Raw genomic sequence first — 5,446 nt, forward strand, 5'->3', positions numbered from 1 at the left:
ATTTTTTTGTTTTAATAATTATACAGGATATTCTCTTTTTTTTGTACCCTTGGTCTCACATCAATTGTATCATAACAATTTTAACTATGTCTGTATGTTTCAACATTTATAAATCTATAGTTGTAAACAAATAATAGTAATGAAATCTCCAGAGTAATTGTATCAAATGCTACAATAATCCCGTCAGCCCTACTTTTGTTTACAAGTAAACAAAGTTAAATCTGAATTTACTTCATTCGCTCACTTGTTCTCATTAAGATAACACGTTAGGAATTTTTATTCACAAAGTTCTATGACATGAGATTTCTTTCATTTCACAAAAAAGGAGAACATCTATTCAATTTTAGATGTCCTCCTATTAACAACATTTTATGCTATATACTATTTTGTTATCTCTTATTATTTAAAAGATTTCCTTACAAAAATATTATAAATTGACTTTTCTCTTTCTTCTAAATACTGAAAATAGAACTGTTCCTGACAACCCTAACAATACTGTATACAAAGCTGAATTGCTTCCTACTCCTGTCTTTGGTATTCTTTGTTTAGGTGCCCTTATATTTGTTACTACAAAACCTTCTTTTTCATTCCCTGTAATAACACTATTATATCCATTTCCAACTGGTTCTTCTTTAATTGTATAAACAATCTTCTTTCCATCTTTGTATTCATCAAGATCTGTGAAATTTCCTGTCCAGTTATTTGCCTTTGTTAAAACTAGTTTCTTTCCTGTTTCTACTCCATCAGCAAGTAATTTAATTGTTACACTATTAGGTCTTACTCCATCTTGGTCATTTTTATCTTCCCAAGCCTTTGTTACTTGTAAGCTTGTTTTTCCAGGTGTGTATGAATTCTTAACATCATATCCTTTTACTTCTGTAGTATATCCTTCTACCTTTTCTTCTGTAATAGTATAGTTAATTTCTTTTCCGTTTTCATACTTATCAAGATTTTCAAACTTCCATTTCCAGCCTTCTGCTTTTGTAACTTTCTTTGAATCTATTTTAGTTCCATTCTTTAATAGATTGATTGTTATCTCTGTTGGTCTCTTTCCGTCCTGGTTGTCTTTGTCATTCCAGGTCTTTGTCCCTTCTACAGATGTCTTTTCAGGTTCTCTTGTATTTGTTACTGCAAAACCATCTTCTGAAGTTCCTGTAACAACACTTACATATCCATTTCCAACTGGTTTTTCTTTAATTGTATAAACAATTTTCTTTCCATCTTTATATTCATCAAGGTCTGTAAAACTTCCTGTCCAATTATTTGCTTTTGTCAAAGTAAGAGTCTTATCTGTTTCTTTTCCGTCAGCAAGTAATTTTATAGTTACACTTTCAGGTCTTACTCCGTCTTGATTTTCTTTATCTGACCAAGCTTTTGTTACCTGAATACCTGTTTTTCCTGGAGTATATGAATTCTTAACATCATATCCTTTTACTTCTGTAGTATATCCTTCCACTTTTTCTTCTGAAATAGTGTAGTTGATTTCTTTTCCGTTTTCATATTTGTCAAGATTTTCAAATTTCCATTTCCAACCTTCTGCTTCTGTAACTTTCTTAGTATCTACTACAGCTCCATTCTTCAATAGATTGATTGTAATTTCTTTTGGTCTCTTTCCATCTTGGTTGTCTTTATCATCCCAAGTCTTTGAACCTTCTACAGATACTTTTTCAGTTTCTCTTTTATTTGTTACTGTAAAGCCTTTTTGAGCATCGCCAGTAACTTCAGTAACATATCCATTTCCAACTGATTGTTCTTTGATTGTATACTCAATTTTCTTTCCATCTTTGTATTCATCAAGATCTTGGAAACTTCCTGTCCATTTATTTGCTTCTGATAAAGTAAGAGTTTTATCTGTTTCTTTTCCATCAGCAAGTAATTTTACAGTTATGCTTTCAGGTCTTTTTCCGTCTTGGTTTTCTTTATCTTCCCAAGATTTTGTTACCTGAATGCTTGTCTTACTAGGTGTATAAGAGTTCTTAACATCATATCCTTTTACTTCTGTAGTATATCCTTCTACTTTTTCTTCTGAAATAGTGTACTTAATTTCTTTCCCATTTTCATATTTATCAAGATTTTCAAATTTCCATTTCCAACCTTCTGCTTCTGTAACTTTCTTAGTATCTACTACAGTGCCATTCTTTAATAGATTGATTGTTATTTCTTTTGGTCTCTTTCCATCTTGGTTTTCTTTATCTTCCCAAGTCTTTGCACCTTCTACAGATACTTTTTCAGTTTGTCTTGTATTTATTACTTTAAATCCTTTTTGAGCATCGCCAATAATTTCAGTAATATATCCATTTCCAACTGGTTGTTCTTTAATTGTATAAACAATCTTCTTTCCATCTTTATATTCATCAAGATCTTGGAAACTTCCTGTCCAATTATTTGTTTTTGTTAAAGTAAGAGTTTTATCTGTTTCTTTTCCGTCAGCAAGTAATTTTACAGTTATGCTTTCAGGTCTCTTTCCATCTTGATTTTCTTTATCTTCCCAAGCTTTTGTTACTTGAATACTTGTCTTGCTAGGTGTGTAAGAATTCTTGATATTATGTCCATTTATTTCTGTACTATATCCTTCTACCTTTTCTTCTGAAACAGTATAATTAATCTTCTTACCAGTCTTTACATTGTATTCATCTACATTTTCAAAAGTATACTTCCAGTTACCTTCAGCATCTGGTGTTACTTCTTTTGTTTTAACTACTTTCTTATCATCATCAAGTAAACTTACTTTTATCTTATTAGGCCTTTTTCCATCTTGATTGTTTCCATCATCCCATGTCTTTTTACCGGAGATATTAACCTTAATTCTCTTGTTGGTAATTGTCTTTATTGCTCCACCCTTAGGCGATACTTCCAAAGTAAATTCTTTTTCATTTAAAAGATATCCTGTAGGAGGAGTTTTTTCTCTTACTTTATAAGTTCCTGATGCAAGAGAATTAGAAGTTACCGTTCCATCTGCACCTGTTTTTAACTCAAACTTACTTCCATTTGGAGCTGTTACTTCGAAAACTGTATTTGCTAAAGTTATTTTATTATTTTCTGCATCAACTTTGATTAACTTAATCTTATTTGCTAAATTGCCTGTTCCAGAACCACCAGAATCTGCCGAAATATGAGTTCCATGAGCTTCTCCGCTCTTTTCATTAGAAGTTATTTTTACATTATTATGAAGCGTAGTTCCAGGTTTATAGGTGGTCCTATAAATAAGACGGTACTGTTCGCCATTTACCTTTCCTAAATTAATTTTAAATGTTTTTCCATCAGGAGAAATTGTAAGCTTGTCTTTCAAGTCGACATAACCTAAGATTTTAGAATCATCTCCTAAACTATTGTATTCAACACGTCTTAGTTTAAAACTATCCGGAATATAAGTTTCATCGCCGTTTCCACCAGTCAAGTGATCAGATATCACTGCATTAGTCATATTCGTTTTTTGATAGTTAACTCTAACCCACCATTCTGCCTCATTCGCATTAGCTGAAGATTGTCCCCACTTAGCAAGTATTTCATCGTTTGGTAATTCTTTTGGTCCCACTACTTCTAAATCAGTTGAAGTAACTTTTCCATTAACTGTTACATTAAATTTGTTCTTTTCATTTTTCTTAACAACTTGCTTATCAAATACTGCAGCTAAACGTACATTTCCTTTAACATTTTCTTTTCCTTTAACCCAGTTTGTAAAAGTAACACGAACCTTGCCACCTTTATCTCCAGGTCCAGGTGTAACCTTAGCTTTAGCAATGACAGTTTTGCCATCATCACCATAAATATCGAAGTCTGTTGCTGAAACAGTAGAAGGAAATTTCATATTATCTGGTAATTTGATTTCAAAATAATCTCCCTCATTCAATCCGGCTCCATTTGAACTAGCATCCCAATCCATACTTAAGTAGAACTTATCACTAACAAATACTTTATCTACTTTTTGTCCACTTAAATTTTGAATTTCGAACTTTTTAATTGTTGCCTGAACTGGCTTTCCTTCAGCAACAACAGCTGTACTCACTACTTGAAGAACCATTCCTATAACCATTAATAATGATAAAAGGACTTTGTAAATTTTTCTTCTCATATAATCTCCCCATTTCATAATTTTTTAATACTCTCTTCTAAATTTACATTGGACATAAACATGGAATTTTATCTTCAATGTAAACTTCAAAATAAAATTTTTAAACCGCTAAAAAACGACAAACTTAAATAAAAATCCAGTGCACCATATTATATCACAATTAGTAAGCACTGTCCATCCTTTTCGATAAAAATTTCATTATTCATTCTAGAATTGTCAAACATATGTGACAAGAAAATCATTTAATAGTATTTCTTAAACCATTTCATTTGACATCTTAAATCCAAGCGCTTTTCTTTATATATTATTAGTTCTTACTCTATATCTTCAAAATGATTTATACATTTCTTTTTTGGATGTGTGAATAGTTTTATGTATTGGTTCTCTCAATGTGTATAAAATATGTTATTTTTAAATATCTTTTAGAACAGATTTTTCTTTTTCACAAATTTTGTTATTATAAAATTTACTCCCCAACCTTATACTGAACCTTTTAATCTGTACATCTTGTTACATTTAAAGTTTTTAATATCTCATAATAATACCTCATCATTTCAAAATAAAAAAAGTTGGAAAGATTTTAACTTCCAACTTTAAATTTTGAATATTTTTATATTGATTTTATAGTATCATTGATTCCCTTTATAAAACCTACGATTACAGCTCCAACGCGTGGTATTCCACGAGGGCTAAGTAAAAATCCCAACACCATTGTTATTATTCCAATTGTAGTATTTCCTTGAAGAAAATAACTTATGGATACAATTACACTTAAAATCATTAGTAAATAAAATATAACAGTCCCTACACCAAACAAAAATGTTAAGAATTCAGCAAGAACACTTAATATCAAGCTAATAGGAAATAAGATCATTTTTATTATCCATCTCATATGTTCCATTCCCCTCCTCTATTCTTTATACCTATGTCTTTTTTACACGATTTATAGTTGTAGATTTCAAAAATATTCTTTTCTAAATTTTATATTTTTATACTATATCTCATACTCTACCTATCCCATTTATATTCAATATTGATTTTGCTTTTTTAGATATACGAGATTTATCACAACAGATTACATTGAATATTTTGTTAACACTATATAATAGAAATCAAATGTTCTTTATGATTATAACCTAAAAAAAGATTTTTGTAAAGTATTGAATACATATTCTAACAAATTTGATACCAAGACACAAAAAAAGATTGGGACTTTACTCCCAATCTCTTCTCTATCAAATATTTACTTTTCTAAAAAAAACTATCTGTTTTTCTTTCTTCTATATCTGATCTTCACCGCACCTAGTGCTCCTGTTGATAATCCCAATAATACTGTATACAATGCTGTGTTTGCTCCGTATCCTGTTTTTGGTA

General features: G+C 30.3%; 2 protein-coding genes. Both read right to left on the reverse strand.

Annotated features, from left to right (window positions below; translation table 11 throughout):
* Positions 1-427 precede the first annotated feature (427 nt).
* Positions 428-4,072, reverse strand: coding sequence for a Cna B-type domain-containing protein (locus tag VJI93_RS08040; RefSeq protein WP_324000399.1), 3,645 nt, complete (start codon positions 4,070-4,072; stop codon positions 428-430).
* Positions 4,073-4,682: 610 nt separating this feature from the next.
* Complete coding sequence (locus tag VJI93_RS08045; RefSeq protein ID WP_442953987.1) at positions 4,683-4,973, reverse strand: CD1845 family protein; 291 nt, start codon at positions 4,971-4,973, stop codon at positions 4,683-4,685.
* Between the last annotated feature and the right edge of the window lie 473 nt (positions 4,974-5,446).

The organism is Parvimonas sp. M20, from assembly GCF_035282425.1.
Classification (GTDB): domain Bacteria; phylum Bacillota; class Clostridia; order Tissierellales; family Peptoniphilaceae; genus Parvimonas.

Coding starts and splice junctions, on each gene's coding strand:
- VJI93_RS08040 (WP_324000399.1), bottom strand. CDS start 4,072: ATGAGAAGAAAAATTTACAAAGTCCTTTTATCATTATTAATGGTTATA.
- VJI93_RS08045 (WP_442953987.1), bottom strand. CDS start 4,973: ATGGAACATATGAGATGGATAATAAAAATGATCTTATTTCCTATTAGC.